Origin of the sequence: Mesorhizobium sp. (genome assembly GCF_004962245.1) — a bacterium.
Classification (GTDB): Bacteria; Pseudomonadota; Alphaproteobacteria; order Rhizobiales; family Rhizobiaceae; genus Mesorhizobium.
Window position 1 is genome coordinate 1 of sequence record NZ_SUHQ01000021.1, and the last position, 14381, is coordinate 14381.

The following is a 14381-nucleotide window of genomic DNA, read 5'->3' on the forward strand; positions in this document are numbered from 1 at the left end:
GCGGCTTCGTTCAATCCCCCAAAGATTCAATTAATCACTGAAACGCTCTAGCTGCCAAGCGGGTGCGGCATGTAGCCGACGAAACCCGATATCTTCCAGCTTCCCTCCACCTTGGTACAGAAATAGAGGGTTTGCCATTTCAGCCTCTCGGCGTTGCCGTCGGGTTTGGCGATCGAGCCATTGAACTTCTTGTGCAGCACGGCGCGGTCGCCGTCGACATCAACGTCGCGCATGTTGGTGATGCGAAACAGCGCCTCGCGCAGCGGTTCGGCAAATGTCGTCGCCGCGGTTTCTCTGGCTTGCCGCAACCATTCGTCGCGGTAGCTGCCAAGCGTCGGGAACTGCAGCCGCCAGGCGTCCGCATCGCTGAGGAAATGGGCGTGCATGCCGAAGAAGCTCGCGGCCACGAAATCATCCTCGACCATCGACCAGTCCTGGCCGAGGAAAGCGTCGATGTCCCGGCGCACCAGCATCTCCCAGAGCGCATGGCGGTCGGCGTCGCCGGGTGGAAACGGGTTCTTGTCGAAGGTCATTTTTTGCTCCCCGGTCTTGCGATATTCTCGGTCGGCTGAAGGTTCGACTTTATCCGATCAACCGCCGATCTGGTCCAGAAACGGCAGATTGCCGGCCATCAGACCGGCGTCGACATTCAAAGTCGTGCCGGTGATGCCGCTGGCAAAAGGCGATGCCAGGAATGCCGCGGCGCGGGCGACCTCTACCGGTTCGACCAGCCTGCCGAGCGGATAGAGCTTGCCGACGGCGGCGAGGATCTCCGGCTTGTGGGCAAGGCGATGTTCCCAGGCACCGGTCCGGATCGAGCCGGGAATGACGGCGTTCGCGCGGACGCCGTTGCGGCCTTCCTCGGTTGCGATGGCGCGCATCCAGGCGTTGAGCGCCGCCTTGGCGGCGGCGTAGGCGGGGTTGCCGAAATGGGCCTGCGCGTTGACCGAGGAGACGAACACGAAGGCCGCGCCCTGCGGCTGGTTGCGCATGACGGGAAGCAGTGCCTGCGACAGCAGCGCGGCGCTGCGGAAGTTCAGATCCATCTCGTGATCGAGGACAGCCGTCGAGACGTCGGCGAGCGTTTCCGCACGCGTCCAGCCGGCGTTCGAGATGACCGCCGCCGGGGCCGCCTTCTCACTGATGCGCTTGGCAAATGCCGCCACGGCTTCGTCATCGAGCAGGTCGAAATGGTGCGATTCTTCTATCCCGGCGCCGGTCAGGTCGGTGCCTTCGCGATCGCAGGCGACCACCGTTGCCCCGCAGGCGGACAAGACGGCGACCAGCGCGCTGCCGACGCCGCCTGCCGCGCCTGTCACGACCACGCTGCGACCACCGAAATCGATCATGCGGCTCCTCGCCTGTCCCTCGTCCAATCCTCGCCTGCCGGATGAACTGACGCAATCACTCTTCGCGCAAGATGCTGATGCTCTTGTAATAAAGCAACATGAATTCCAAAAAATGTTGCTTTCCAACACGGCCTGTATGAGAATCGCGCGGACCGGCGTAGACCTTCCGGCAGGAAACGGGCAAAGCGATGCAGCGAGAGCCCGAACCGCGTTGATTTGCGGCGATTGCCGGACAGCACGGCAAGGCGCCCGTATTTTTGAACAGGAGACTTTTTCCTTGCCCAAGCAGTGTTTTGGAACATCCCATGTGCCGCTGTCGCCAGCGGTCCGGGCCGGCGATATGGTCTATGTCTCTGGCCAGGTCCCGGTCGGCAGCGACGGCGTGGTGGTCAAGGGCGGCATCACTGAGCAAACCGAGCAGGTGCTTTCCAACGTGAAGGCAGCCCTGGCACTCGCCGGCTGCACCATGGACGACGTGGTCAAGACGACGGTCTGGCTCGAGGACGCGCGCGATTTCGGCGCCTTCAATGCCGTCTATGCCAGGCATTTCCCAAAAGATCCGCCGGCGCGCACTACTGTCGAGTCGCGCCTGATGATCGACATCAAGATCGAGGTCGAGGCCGTCGCCTACAGACCGGTCTGAAAACGGAACGGAGGCGGACGCCGATGCCATTTGATCTCCTGCTGAAGGGTGGCCGCCTCATCGATCCGGCGTCCGGCCTCGACGCGCTACGCGACGTGGCCATCGCCGACGGCCGCATCGCCGCGATCGATGCAGACATTCCCTTCGACCGTGCCGCGCGCGTCATCGATGCTACGGACTCGATCGTCACGCCCGGCCTCATCGACCTGCACAGCCACGTCTATTGGGGCGGCACGTCGCTCGGCGTCGACGCCGACCGCCTTGCCGCAAAGAGCGGAACCACCACTTTCATCGACGCCGGAAGCGCCGGCGCCGGCAATTTCCTTGGCTTTCGCCGCCACGTCATCGAGCGCTCGAAAGTCCGCATCCTGGCCTATGTCAACATTTCCTTTGCCGGCATTTTCGGCTTCTCGCAGACGGTTTCGGTCGGCGAGTGCAGCGACCTCGGACTGTGTAATCCGCGCGAGGTCGTCGCAGCGGCGCGCGAGCATCGCGATGTGGTCGTCGGCGTCAAGGTCCGCTCAGGTCGCCATGCCGGCGGTACCAGCGGCATCGCGCCGGTCGATCTGGCACTCGAGGCTGCCGATCAGGCCGGCCTGCCGCTGATGGCGCATATAGACGAGCCGCCGCCGGGCCGCTCGGAAGTGCTGCCGCGGCTGCGCAAGGGTGACGTTCTCACCCACTGCTTCCGGCCGTTTCCCAACGCGCCGATCTTCGCATCGGGCGCGGTGCGGCCGGACATGCGGCTGGCGCGCGAACGCGGCGTCATTTTCGATATCGGCCACGGCATGGGTTCGTTCGACTTCGAGGTCGCCAAAGCGATGCTCCGCGAGGGGCTGGCGCCGGACGTGATCAGCAGCGACGTGCATCTCTATTGCGTCGACGGTCCAGCCTTCGACATTCTGGTCTGCATGTCGAAACTGCTGGCGCTCGGCATGCCGCTTGTCGAGGTTCTGCGCGCCGCAACACAACGGCCGGCGGAAGCGATCGCAAGGCCTGATCTTGGTGCGCTGGCGGTCGGTGCCGTCGGAGATGTCGCGGTGCTGCGGCTGCGTCCGGGCAGTTTCACCTTCGTCGATTCGGTCGGCGCATCACTCGTCGCCGACCAGCGGCTGGTCTCGGACGGCATTGTCATCGGCGGCACCTGGTGGCCGAACGAGGCGGCTAACGATCTCGGCGATACCGAGCGATTCGAAGCCAATGCCCACGGGACGCATGTCGATGTCGCGACCAGGCATTTCGGGCACAGCCACGACTAGCCGTTCAGTTCCGTCGTGAGATGGGTTGGGTCCCGTTCGAACCGATCGGGCTGTTCGATCCAGGCTTTGCGGATGAACTCTAGCCGACCATTGTGTTCACTCTTATGCGCCGGTGCGTTGTCCGCTGCGCCACTTGGCGGCATATGGTAGCACGAACAAGTACAGACCGGTGAACAACTGCAGGAAGAGCGGCGGCAGCGGCGAGTAGACCACCCAGGCCGGAGGCTGCCCCAGACCCATGGCGACGAAGTTGGCGATGACGGTCACTGTAAAGACGATCGACATCCACCGGTGAATCTGCCGAACCCACATGTTCCAATTCATCAGGACCTCCTATTGAGCGAGCCCGCCCTACCAGCGCGCCAGCTGGGTGATCTGAATGAGATTGCCGCAGGTGTCGCTCAGCTGGGTGATGGTCGAGCCGGTTACCTCGGTCGGCGGCATGGTGAACTCGGCGCCGCGCGCTTTGATGCGCTCGTAGTCGCCCTTGACGTCGTCGGTGAAGAACATGACCGCAGGCTGGCCCTGCTGGAGTATGGCTTGCTGGTAGGCCTTGGCCGCCGGGTTGTCGTCGGCCGCGAGTTGCAGTTCGGTTCCGTCCGGCTCATCGGATGAGGTCACGGTCAGCCAGCGGAACGGCCCATTGCTGAAGTCGGCCTTCTTGGTAAAGCCCAGCACGTCGGTGTAGAAGCGCAGAGCCTTTTCCTGGTCGGTCACGTACACACTGGTCAACTTGATCTTCATTGGTGTTCCTCCATCGTCGCGTTCGCGGCGTGCCGCTCCGTAAACAGGGTCTGGCTTTGAATTGTGCCGGCAGACTTCAGTCTATCCGCGCCAAGAGCTGCTCCAGGTTTTCAAAAAACCTCGGCCAGCCAACCTTGGCGCCCCGGAAGTAAGGCTGCTGATCCAGTCGGAAGCCCGACTGCTCCATACGCAAATGAGCTCCGGTGCTCGTAGGGGTGAGAGTCCAGGTGACCACGCTCTTGAGATCCTTGGTATCCCACGTGTAAGTCAGCGTTCTGTTCGGCTCGACTGTCTGGACTTGACATTCGACAGCGCCCCAGTCTGCGCGAAGATTGAAACGGTGGTTCGCAACCGGCTTGAAGTCGCTCTTCATGAGCCACTCCTCGATCAGGTGTGGTTGCGTGAGCGCGCGCCAGATCTTCTCGGGCGGATAAGCCATCTCCCGTTCGACAACGACAGAGAGCGTTTCGGTCGACGTTTCGTTCACTGGTCCATCCTTTTGAGCAGGTCTTCGAGGTCGTCGAACCGGCTCTGCCAGAACCCGGCCATCTGGCTTGTCCAGTCGATCAGCGGGGCCAGCGCGCCGAGCTGTGCACTATAGTGCGTCTGGCGGCCTTCATGGCGATCGCGTACCAGCCCGGCCTGCCTCAGAACGCCGAGATGCTTCGACACGGCCGGTTGTGAGACCCCGGACTGAGCTGTGAGGGCGCCGACCGTCTGTTCTCCTTCGCGGCACAGCCGTTCAAAGAGGGCCCGCCGAGTCGGATCGGCGAGCGTTCTGAAGAGCGCATCATGAGCGTTCGGCATATGGATCGATAACCTACGGGCTATTGATTGTCGTATAACCGCTGAGATATGTGTTGGTCAAGCGGGAACGTGACTGCCGGCCGGCTTGCTGTTTCGGCACCGTTCCTGGACTGGCCTCCCTGGATTAACCATGTCTCGTTGGTTATGCATCGGCCATGCGTGGTCGTGGAGACGAGATGCGCGATAGTTCTAAAGCTGGGCTTCGATAGTCGCCTTGTCTATGACAGACCATACCTGGATGATCTTTTCGCCGCGAAACTCATAGATCACATTCTCGGCAAAGGAGACTCTCTTCCCGTTTATGTCGAGGCCAAGGAACGCTCCCTTTGGCGTGCAGTCGAAACCTAGCCGGCTCGCGATGTAAGGCGGATCGGAGATCAGCATCTGGACGTCGAAATAAAGGTCCGGAATTTCATCGAAGTCTCTGCGCAGCATTTCGAGATAACCTGATAACCCGACCCGCCGACCATTGTGGATCGCTTCATCATGAACGAACTGTCCCAACCTCGCCCAGTCCTGCTTGTTCAGGCAGGCTATGTAGTCTCGGTAGATGGCGGAGAGGTTGGTTTTGATCACCGCGATTGCCTATCTGCTCCGGACAGGTGGCCTACTGCCCTGGCGCTCCGTAAACCGGCGTCGCAATGCCTTCCATGCGCGCCTTGATCTGCAGCGCCACGAATTTCGAATAGAAACGCGACAGTGCGAGATTGCCGCCGTGGAACCAGAGTGCTTCCTGCGCCGTCGGCTTCCACATGTTGCGCAATTCCCCCTGCCATGGACCAGGGTCGCCCCTGGTGCCGGAGCCAAGCCCCCAGCACGGGCCGACCTTGTCGGCGACCTCGCGCGAGACGATCGCTGCCACCGTCTCGTTCATCGACTGATAGCCGGTGCAGGAGATGATCGCATCGGCCGCCAATTCGGTGCCGTCGTTGAACAGGATTCCGGTCGGCGTCAGCGACTCGATCTCGACACCGCTGCGGACGCCGATCTCGCCGTCGATGATCAGATCCGAGGCGCCAACGTCGATGTAATAGCCCGAGCCGGTGCGGTAGGCCTTCATCAGAAGCCCGGTCTCGTCGTCGCCGAAATCGATGGCGAAGCCGGCGCCGCGCAAGCGGTCGTAGAATGCCGCGTCGCGGGCCTTGATGATGTCGTAGAGTGCCCGCTGGCTTTGCGGCAGCAGGGCGAACGGCGTCGAGGCGACGATCATGTCGGCCTTCTCGGTGGTGATGCCGCGCGCCAGCGCCTTTTCCGAAAAAATCTCGAAGCCGACCTCCATGAGCGTGTCCGACTTGACCACCGTCGTCGGCGAGCGTTGGACCATGGTCACCTCGGCGCCGCTCTCCCAGAGATCGACACTGACATCATGTGCCGAACTTGCCGATCCGATGACCGCGACGCGTCTGCCACGGAACTTTTCGCCGCTGGAATACTGGCTGGAGTGCAGGATCTCGCCTTGGAAGGCCTCGGCGCCCGGCAAGTCGATCCGCCTCGGCGGGCCATAGGCGCCGGTCGCAAAGACAATGTGCTTCGGCTTCAGCATAATGCGCTCGCCGGCGCGATCGACCTCGACCGACCAGACCTTTTCAGCCTCGTCATAGTTGGCGCTGACGCATTTTGTGGAGGTCCAGTAATTGAGCTCCATGACACGCGTATACATTTCCAGCCAGTCGCCCATCTTGTCCTTGGGCGTGAACACCGGCCAGTTTTCCGGAAACGGGATGTAGGGCAGATGGTCGTACCAGACCGGGTCGTGCAGCACGAGCGAGCGATAGCGGCTGCGCCAGGAATCGCCGGCTTGAGCGTTCTTTTCGATGACGATGGCCGGCACGCCGAGCTGCCGCAGCCGCGCGCCCAGCATGATGCCGCCCTGGCCGCCGCCGATGACCAGGCAATAGGGCTGCTCAATGGCACCGAGATTACGCGTCTCGCGCGCCCTCGCCTCTGCCCAAGTCTCTCGATCCGGGTCGGCCTTGTGGCGGACGCCCAGCGGCCGCGCGGGTCCCTTGCGCTCCTCAAAACCCTTGAGATCGCTCATCGCCGTGAACAGCGTTCGGCCTCGGCCGTCCGCCAAGCGCAGGACGCCTTGGCCCCACGCTGATGACGTCTCGAAGGTGAACCAGGCCTCCACGATGCCGTCGTCCGAGCTTGCTTCGCCAGTGAGCTGCCAGGCGGTCGGCTTGGTCGTCGCCAGCGTGGCTTCCAGCATGTCGCGGATCGCATCGCGGCCTTCCATGGTCTTGATGTTCCAGGTGAAGGTCAGCAGGTCGCGCCAGTAGCCGTCCTCGACGAACAGACTGGTCGCGGCCGCTGCATCGCCTGCCTCGAGTGCGCGGGCGAAAGAGGCAAGCCAGGTGGCCGCCTGTTTCGATGGTGCCATGTCGAGCATCTGTTTTTCTCTCCTTCAAGCACCCAGTCCGGATTGGGGCCGTTAATTGTCGAACTCGGCACCGGCCCTCATCGGCCTGCCGGCGCTTTCTCCCACGAACAACGGGGAGAAGGGACAAACTCCAGCGCTGACGACCTTTCTCCCGTGAAGCACGGGGAGAGGGTAAGGTGAGGAGCGGCGCAAACGCCCCATAAACCAGGTCTCAGTCCCCCAGCGGTTCCATCTCCTTGCCCGTCCTGTGGATCTGGGCGTTGTATTTGATGCGGCGAACCGTTTCGCGGGCCGCGCCGTCGAGCTTGTAGGCCGCCGCCACCGCCATCAGGTCGATGACGGCCAGGAAGGCGAACCGCGAGGCCGTCGGCTTCAGCGTGTCGGGATATTCGGGCACCGCCACCGTCAGCCTGACGTCGCAGGCGCGAGCCAGGTCGGTGTCGGGCGCGGTCACGCAGATCGCGTTGGCGCGGTAGTGCTTGGCGAGTTCGACGGCCTCGATCACTTCTCGGGTGCGCCCCGTCGCCGAAATGGCGATCACCAGATCGCTGGGCTTTAAGGTCGAGGCAGTCATCCGCATCAGATACGGGTCACACTGGGCGCTCACTGTAATGCCATAGCGGAACAGCCGGTACTGGGTTTCCTGCGCCAGCGCCGAGGAGCTGCCGCCGAGGCCGAACACTGTGACCTGACGCGCCTTGGCGATGAGCTCGGCCGCCTTCACCAGCTGTGCCGGATCAAGCTGCCGTTCGGCCTCCTGCAGCGCCCGGCGGGCCTCGCCGAACACGGCATTCCAGAACGGCATCCCGTTGTCGCTGCTGGTGGGCGGCGGCTTGCTCAGATAGAGCGCGCCGACGACAAGGCTCTGCGCCAGCTTCAGCTTGAAGTCGCGCACGCCCTCGCAGCCGATGGCGCGGCAGAACCGGGTCACGGTCGGTTCGCTGACCTGAGCTTTCTGGGCAAGCGCCGCATTGGAAGCGTCGACCGCGAACCTGACGTCGTCGAGCACGACGTCGGCGACGCGCCGCTCCGCCGGTCGGAGGTCGCCATACGAATCCTTCACCAGCGAGATGATGTCGGGTATGCGCCTGACATGATCGCGTCCATCTGGATCGCGCCCATCCGGGTCGCCGTCCGAGGTCGGCCGCCCCTGGCTGTCAGCTTCGGTCATGAGTCATTCCCTGACGTTCGTGGAACTCGACCTCTACCATGTTTGCGCACCGCTTGCCTGCTCCGCCTTACGCGGCCTATTCCGAAGTATGTAGGAAAGCAACAAGCTTTTCAAGAAATAGAAAATCTAATTTAAACAATGATGTAGGCGTGGCATAGACGATCTCACAGGCCAGAGATGCGGTCGCCGCTTGACAGCAAAGTAGGATAGTTACAGACTGATTTTTGCGGACGGATGACCCATTGGATCATCGCGCAATCTCCGAGGGGCGCATGAACGCGGGCAGTGCAAAAACCCCGAAGCTTGGCGTGCGGGACGCGACCAAGATCTATCATACGGCTTCCGGCGACCTTTTGGCCCTGGACCGCTGCAGCCTCGACGTCCATGCCAATGAGATCGTCTCGATCGTCGGGCCCTCCGGCTGTGGCAAGACGACGCTTTTATGGTCGATGTCCGGGCTGCATCGCCTGACCAGTGGCGCAATCCGGCTCGACGGCAAAGAGATCACCGGCCCGCATCCGGATATCGGCATCGTCTTCCAGGAAGCAAACCTGCTGCCCTGGCGCAATCTTGACGCCAACATCCATTTTCCTTTCGAGATCAAGGGCGAGAAGCCGGATCGTGCCTGGATCGCGCATCTCATCCACCGCGTCGGGCTCGACGGCTTCGGCGGCAAGTTTCCGCGCGAGCTTTCGGGCGGCATGCAGCAGCGCGCGGCAATCGTGCGGGCGCTGGCGCTGAAGCCCTCTGTGCTATTGATGGACGAGCCGTTCGGCGCGCTCGACAGTTTTACCCGCGAGGAGATGAACCGTCTCGTCGAGGAGATCTGGCTCGATACGAAAACCACCATCGTCTTCATCACACACAGCATCGAGGAGGCGATCTTCCTGTCCGACAGGGTGGTGGTGCTGAGCGCGCGGCCGGGGCGCGTCGCCAAGGAATACCGCGTGCCGTTCCCACGCCCGCGCTCGCTGGAGATCATGGCGACGAAGGAGGTCTTCGACCTCACCAACACGATCAAGATGGACATCGTCGGCGAACGCGTGCGGCCGAAGGCGCGGGAGCGCGTCACCGCCGAAATTGTGAGGATCAGACCGTGAGCGGAGACGACGCCATCCCGGAATTCTCCAAGACCAAGGCGGGCGAAGGGCATGACGTCAGTCTGACCAACCTCTCTGCCTTCGCCAGCGGCCCCGGCATCAGGTCGGGCGCCGAGGTCGCGGCCATCATCGCGGTCGCGGTGGTCATCATCGGCGGCATCGAGCTGGCGCTGCGGCTGTTCAATGTGCCGCACTACATCATGCCGGGGCCAAGCGCGATCGCCTACGCGCTGTACGACGAATTCCCGCTGATCGCGCCGCATCTCGGCTATACGCTGGTGGAACTTGTTTCCGGCTTCTCGATCGGCGCCATCATCGGCCTGGTGATGGCCGCGGTGATCACGCAATTTCCGTTCGCTGAGAAGATCGTCGCACCCTACATCCTGCTGCTGGTCACCACACCGATGCTGGCGCTGGTGCCGCTTCTGATCCTGCGCTTCGGTTTCGGCTACACGCCGCGCATCATCGCGGTGGCGCTCGCCGCCGGGCCGATGGTGATGATCAATGCGGCAACCGGCTTTCGCCGCGTCGACAGCGCCAAGATCGCGCTGGCGCGCTCCTATGGCGCCAGCACCTTGCAGATATTCTGGAAGATAAGGGCACCGATGGCGCTGCCGATGATCCTGGTCGGCCTGATGATCGGTGCGATCTTCGGGCTGCTGACCGCGGTCGGCGCCGAGATGGTTGGTGGTGGCTTCGGCCTCGGCAACCGGCTGACCACCTATTCGTCGATGATCCAGATGCCGCAATTCTTCGCGGTGGTGCTGATCCTCTCGACCCTCGGCATTCTGATCTACGTGCTGTTCTTCCTGATCGGCAAGAGGTGGGCGAGCTGGGAGGCATGAGCACGCGGCAATGATGGCGCCCGGGAGGCGGGCGACAGGGCAAGAGAGCCAACAAAAAGGGGAATGCCATGACCAACAACAATTACATCGGCCCCAATTGGGGGATAAGCCGCCGCACCTTCCTGCAGGTCACCGGCGCAGGCTTGGTGACGGCCACCGCGCTCGGCGTCACCGGATTCAAGGCGAAGGCCGAGCCCTATGGCAAGTTCACCTGGATTTCGCCGCGCGGCACGCTCGAAGTGCTCGACGATTATCCCTATTGGGCCGCCAAGAAAGCAGGCTATTTCGGCGATCTCGACACCGACATGCAGCCAGGCCCGTCGGACGGCACCGCAACGGTGAAGTTCGTCGATGTCGGCCAGGCCGACATGGGCTTTCCCTCGCCCGGCGTCTTCTCCTTCGCCATTCAGAACGGCATGAAGCTCAAATCCGTGTTCCACATGGGCGCGCGCGATACGTTCAGCTTCGCCTTCCGCAAAGGCGAGGGATCCAACGATCTTAAGAAGCTCGAGGGCAAGACCATCCTGCTCGGTTCCGCTGCATGGCAGTCGATCACCGATCCGTTGCTGGCGGCGCAAGGCGTCGACATCAAGAAGGTGAAATATGTCGAAGCCGGCTGGCCGACCTGGGGCACTGCATTGGCCGGCGGTCAGGGCGACGCCGCTCTGTCGTGGGAGGGCTTACGCGCCGAATGGATCGCCAAGGGCCTCGACTTCGAATACTGGCTCGGCGTGCAGAATTCGAAGCTGCCGGCGAACACTTTCGTCGTGCGCGCGGCCGATCTCGAGGATGCCGACCGCAAGGCATTCCTGGAAAAATATCTGCGCGGCTGGGCGATGGGCCTCGAATTCGGCTACCAGAATCCACGTGCCGCCGTCGAAGCGGTGTTCGAGCAGTTCCCGACGCTGGCCAAGAATCTCAGGCCCGAGCTCGGCACCACCTCGATCTTGCAGCAGATCAACGTCTTCCGCGGCGACATGGACAAGCGCGAAGGCTGGGGCTCGCACGACATGGCAAGCTGGCAAGGCTTCTTCGACGAGATCCACAAGATCGGCCAGATCACCAGTCCAGTGAAGGCCGAGGATGTCTGCACCAACGAGCTGATCGGCCCGGCCAATGATTTCGACAAGGCCAAGGTCAAGGCCGATGCCGACGGCTACAAACTGGCGGAGGGCTTTGCCGCGCTCGATGTCGACAACATCAAGGCGCATCTGTTCGACTCGGCGGTCAAGTAAGGCGCTCGGTAAACCAGATGGGCGGCGACTGGGTCGCCGCCCCAAGCAAATCAAGAAAAGGGAGGTGGCCTTGGCCGACAAGGTGAAAGTGCTGGTAGTGGGTCTCGGCAATATGGGCGCGTCGCATGCCAGCGCCTATCACAGGCTCGACGGCTTCGAGATCGTCGGCATCATGAGCCGCACGATCAAGAGCAACAAGAAGATCCCGGCGGAATTAGCCGGCTATCCGCTGTACGAGGACTTCGACCAGGCGCTGGAGGAGACGAAACCGGACGCCGTTTCCATCAACAGCTGGCCCAACACCCATGCCGAATACGCGCTGAAGGCGATCGACGCGGGCTGCCATGTGTTCATGGAAAAGCCGCTCGCCACCAACATCGAGGACGCCGAAAAGGTCGTCGCCGCGGCGCGGGCGAAGAACCGCAAGCTGGTGCTCGGCTATATCCTGCGCGTCCACCCGTCATGGATCAAGTTCATCGAGGTGGGTAAGACGCTAGGCAAGCCGCTGGTCATGCGGCTCAATCTCAATCAGCAGAGCAGCGGCAGCGCCTGGCACTGGCACAAGAACCTGATCGATTCGTTGATCCCGATCGTCGATTGCGGCGTCCACTATGTCGACGTCATGTGCCAGCTGACCGGCGCCAAGCCGGTGCGCGTCCACGGCATCGGTGCGAAATTGTGGGCGGATGCCGCCAAGCAGAACTATGGCCATCTGCACGTCACCTTCGATGACGGTTCGGTCGGCTGGTACGAGGCGGGCTGGGGGCCGATGATGAGCGAAACGGCCTATTTCGTGAAGGACGTGGTCGGTCCCAGGGGCGCGGTCTCGATCGTCGCCGGCCAGCAGGCGAGCAGTGCAGATGAACTGGCCGAGGTGTCCGATTCCGCCGACATCGATCGCCATACCAAGACCGATGCGCTTAAGATCCACTACGCCCAGGTCGACGGCGACAAGAATTTCAGCAAGCCGGACGAGATCGTCAGCATGGAGGACGAACCCGGCCATCAGGAGCTTTGCGACCGCGAGCAGGCGTTCTTCCTGCGCGCCATTCGCGAGAATCTCGATTTGTCCGAGCAGATGAATGCAGCGGTCAACAGCCTGCGCATCGTGCTTGCCGCCGAGCAGAGTATCGAGGAAGGGCGGACCGTCGAGCTGGCCTGACAAAGACCGGCTGCTGGCGCGAAGAGGAGGGGCCGACCAGACCGTAGTGTGATCCGGAGGCTGGGAATTTCCACAGCCAATCGCTCAGGTTTGCGCTGCCCCTCATTAGCCTGCCGCCGGGCGGCGCGACGATTGGCAATTGGCCTGAAGCGATGCCACCGGACGTCGTTCCGGGATGGCACAATGAGGGAGAGAGACATGGCCGAAATCACCGACAGTTTCCTGGAAACCTACACCGAGTCCGACGCGCTGGATCTGGCCGGATTGGTGCAGCGCGGCGAAGTCTCGCCGGTTGAGCTCGTCGAGGCGGCCATCATCATGATCGAGCGGCTCAACCCGGCGCTGAACGCGGTGATCCACCGCCTCTACGACATGGCGCGCGCCTCGGCTGAAATGGTCGACAGAAGCGCGCCCTTCGCCGGCGTGCCGTTCCTGCTCAAGGAACTGGCCTCGTCCTGGACCGGGGCTCCGAATACCAACTCCTGCTCTTTCCTGAGGGATGTCGTCGCCGATTTCGATACCGAGGTCGTCCGCCGCATGAAGGCGGCCGGCCTGGTGCTTGTCGGCAAATCCAACGCGCCCGAAAACGGGTGGTCGATCACGACAGAACCGAAGCTTTACGGCGCGACGAAAAATCCGTGGAAGGACGGCATCACGCCCGGTGGCTCAAGTGGCGGCGCGGCGGTGGCCATCGCGTCGCGCATGGTGCCGATCGCCGAGGCCAGTGATGGTGCCGGCTCGATCCGCATCCCGGCGTCCTGCTGCGGCATCGTCGGCCTGAAACCGTCGCGCGGCCGCGTCAGCCTGGCGCCCTTCGGCGACTATTGGTATGGCGGCGCCTATTTCCTGTGCTGCTCGCGGACGGTGCGCGACACATCGGCCTATCTCGATGCCGTGGCCGGCGCGCTGCCGGGCGATCCCTATACGCCGCCGGTCCCGGACGGCAGCTGGCTCAGCCTCTCATTGCGTGCGCCGGAAAGGCTGCGCATCGGCTTCACCGTCACGCCGCCAAACGGCACGGCCATCGACCCCGAGGTCAAGGCCACGGTGCTGGCGACGGTGGCTGCGCTCGAGCGTCTCGGCCACGACGTCGAGGAGCACGACATGCCACTCGACGCCAACGCGGTGTGGGACACCTACACCAACATGACCTGCGTGCAGACGGCGGCAACCTTCGGTTACTATGAAACGGTCATCGGCAGACCGGTGACGCAGGCCGACGTCGAGCCGGTGACTTGGGCGATCATCGAGCGCGGCCGCGCGACAAGCGGCATTCGCCACATCTCCGATGTCGAGACGATCCGTCAGGTCGGCCGCGACATTGTCGGCGATCTCACGTCCTATGATCTGTTCATTACTCCGACACTCACTCAGCTGCCGAGGCCCTTGGGCTATTACGACATGTCGGAACCGGACATCGACCGCTACAATGCGAAGTGGACTGATGCCGTTTTCGCTTTCCCCTTCAACATCTCCGGGCAACCGGCGATCTCGCTGCCGCTCGGCTGGTCCGACGGCGGCGTGCCGATCGGCGTGCAACTGGTCGGCCGCTATGGCGACGAAGCGACCGTGCTCGCCGTCTCGACGCAGCTGGAACGAGAGTTGCCGTGGAAGCATCGCCGACCGAAAGCGAGCGCGTGAGTTCGCCTCCTTCTTCCTTCTTCCACGAGAAGGAAAGAAGGGGCA

The 14381-nt window shown here is 62.7% G+C and carries 16 protein-coding genes; 7 read left to right on the forward strand and 9 right to left on the reverse strand.

What is annotated here, in order from left to right; translation table 11 throughout:
* Positions 1-47: 47 nt before the first annotated feature.
* Together E5X88_RS21465 and E5X88_RS21470 are read right to left on the reverse strand one after the other, a co-directional pair.
* The gene (locus tag E5X88_RS21465; RefSeq protein ID WP_292164858.1) at positions 48-533 is read right to left on the reverse strand and encodes a hypothetical protein; all 486 of its coding nucleotides are present in this window, start codon (positions 531-533) and stop codon (positions 48-50) included.
* A 57-nt stretch (positions 534-590) separates the two neighbouring features.
* On the reverse strand, positions 591-1349 hold the full coding sequence (locus E5X88_RS21470; protein WP_292164859.1) for an SDR family oxidoreductase: 759 nt from the start codon (positions 1347-1349) through the stop codon (positions 591-593).
* A gap of 277 nt (positions 1350-1626) precedes the next feature.
* On the opposite strand from E5X88_RS21470, the gene E5X88_RS21475 reads away from it, so the two are divergent.
* Both E5X88_RS21475 and E5X88_RS21480 read left to right on the forward strand, forming a co-directional pair.
* The gene (locus tag E5X88_RS21475; protein WP_145719799.1) at positions 1627-1992 is read left to right on the forward strand and encodes a RidA family protein; all 366 of its coding nucleotides are present in this window, start codon (positions 1627-1629) and stop codon (positions 1990-1992) included.
* A 23-nt stretch (positions 1993-2015) separates the two neighbouring features.
* Positions 2016-3251, forward strand: a complete 1236-nt coding sequence (locus E5X88_RS21480) for an amidohydrolase/deacetylase family metallohydrolase (protein ID WP_292164860.1) — start codon at positions 2016-2018, stop codon at positions 3249-3251.
* 102 nt (positions 3252-3353) lie between these two features.
* On the opposite strand, the gene E5X88_RS21485 is transcribed toward E5X88_RS21480, so the two are convergent.
* From E5X88_RS21485 to E5X88_RS21515, 7 genes are all read right to left on the reverse strand, one after another.
* On the reverse strand, positions 3354-3575 hold the full coding sequence (locus E5X88_RS21485; protein WP_292164862.1) for a hypothetical protein: 222 nt from the start codon (positions 3573-3575) through the stop codon (positions 3354-3356).
* A 27-nt stretch (positions 3576-3602) separates the two neighbouring features.
* Complete coding sequence (locus E5X88_RS21490; protein ID WP_292164863.1) at positions 3603-3995, reverse strand: VOC family protein; 393 nt, start codon at positions 3993-3995, stop codon at positions 3603-3605.
* Positions 3996-4071: 76 nt separating this feature from the next.
* Positions 4072-4482 carry an SRPBCC domain-containing protein gene (locus tag E5X88_RS21495; protein ID WP_292164865.1) on the reverse strand — a complete coding sequence of 137 codons (411 nt, stop codon included), beginning with the start codon at positions 4480-4482 and terminating at the stop codon, positions 4072-4074.
* Positions 4479-4802, reverse strand: coding sequence for a metalloregulator ArsR/SmtB family transcription factor (locus E5X88_RS21500; RefSeq protein WP_292164866.1), 324 nt, complete (start codon positions 4800-4802; stop codon positions 4479-4481). The genes E5X88_RS21495 and E5X88_RS21500 overlap by 4 nt, the downstream gene beginning before the upstream one ends.
* 189 nt (positions 4803-4991) lie before the next feature.
* Entirely contained in the window at positions 4992-5378 is a 387-nt protein-coding gene (locus tag E5X88_RS21505) for an ester cyclase (RefSeq protein ID WP_292164867.1), read from the reverse strand.
* 31 nt (positions 5379-5409) lie between these two features.
* Positions 5410-7191 (reverse strand): NAD(P)/FAD-dependent oxidoreductase, encoded by a 1782-nt coding sequence (locus tag E5X88_RS21510; protein WP_292164869.1) that lies wholly within the window; start codon positions 7189-7191, stop codon positions 5410-5412.
* 202 nt (positions 7192-7393) lie between these two features.
* The gene (locus tag E5X88_RS21515; RefSeq protein ID WP_292164870.1) at positions 7394-8353 is read right to left on the reverse strand and encodes a MurR/RpiR family transcriptional regulator; all 960 of its coding nucleotides are present in this window, start codon (positions 8351-8353) and stop codon (positions 7394-7396) included.
* 272 nt (positions 8354-8625) lie between these two features.
* Here E5X88_RS21515 and E5X88_RS21520 point away from each other — a divergent pair, with 272 nt between their 5' ends.
* The 5 genes from E5X88_RS21520 to E5X88_RS21540 all read left to right on the forward strand — a co-directional run bounded on the left by E5X88_RS21520 (position 8626) and on the right by E5X88_RS21540 (position 14336).
* Entirely contained in the window at positions 8626-9453 is an 828-nt protein-coding gene (locus tag E5X88_RS21520; RefSeq protein ID WP_292164871.1) for an ABC transporter ATP-binding protein, read from the forward strand.
* A complete protein-coding gene (locus E5X88_RS21525; protein WP_292164873.1) occupies positions 9450-10298 on the forward strand; it encodes an ABC transporter permease in 849 nt (282 codons plus the stop codon). The genes E5X88_RS21520 and E5X88_RS21525 overlap by 4 nt, the downstream gene beginning before the upstream one ends.
* A gap of 68 nt (positions 10299-10366) precedes the next feature.
* Positions 10367-11533: an ABC transporter substrate-binding protein gene (locus E5X88_RS21530; protein WP_292164875.1), complete on the forward strand. Its 1167-nt coding sequence runs from the start codon at positions 10367-10369 to the stop codon at positions 11531-11533.
* A gap of 70 nt (positions 11534-11603) precedes the next feature.
* Positions 11604-12695 carry a Gfo/Idh/MocA family oxidoreductase gene (locus E5X88_RS21535; protein WP_292164877.1) on the forward strand — a complete coding sequence of 364 codons (1092 nt, stop codon included), beginning with the start codon at positions 11604-11606 and terminating at the stop codon, positions 12693-12695.
* Positions 12696-12893: 198 nt separating this feature from the next.
* Positions 12894-14336: an amidase gene (locus E5X88_RS21540; protein WP_292164879.1), complete on the forward strand. Its 1443-nt coding sequence runs from the start codon at positions 12894-12896 to the stop codon at positions 14334-14336.
* Positions 14337-14381: the final 45 nt, after the last annotated feature.